1 protein-coding gene is annotated in these 553 nt (G+C 64.4%); it reads right to left on the bottom strand.

The annotated features are described in order from the left end of the window. A partial coding sequence (locus tag AC07M1_RS19380; protein ID WP_495164283.1) for a hypothetical protein occupies positions 1–553 on the bottom strand: 553 nt, incomplete at both ends.

Here is a 553-nt window from a genome sequence, read left to right as displayed (position 1 = left end):
AGCTGCTGGAAGGTGCCGCTTGCGCGCAGCGCAGGATCGGTCGCCTTGGCGTAAGCGACCTCCTTCACCTTGCGGCCCGCCCGATCATAGGCGATGCGGCTGAGATAGCCCGCGCCGTCGAGCGCGCCGATGGTGCGGCCGTCCTTGTCGTAGAAGACCCGCGCGATCGCGTCCCTGGTATCTGCCGTGGGCAGCACGACACCGGTCGGTGCAGCCAGCTTGAAGGCCGCGATCTGGGCGGCGGTCAGCTTGTTGAAATAGCCGGTCGTCCGGATCAGCTGGCCCGAAGCGTCATAGTCGTAGCTGGTGGTCGAACCGTCACCATCGATCGCCTGCAGCACCCGGCCTTCGGAATCATAGACGTGCCAGGTCCAGATGTCGGCGTAGTATTCGCTGGGTCGGATCGCGGCGACATCGATCGTCGAATTGGGATCGGCAAGCGCCGTGAAATGCGCCGGGTCCGTGATCCTATACAAGAAGCGCGCGGTCGCGACGAGGCGGTTGCGCGCATCGTAGCGATACTCGATCAGGTCGCCGGATTCATTGACCTCGG

It is taken from the genome of Sphingomonas sp. GW821-FHT10C01 (assembly GCF_059415525.1).
This window is presented reverse-complemented; position numbering and strand designations above follow the sequence as displayed.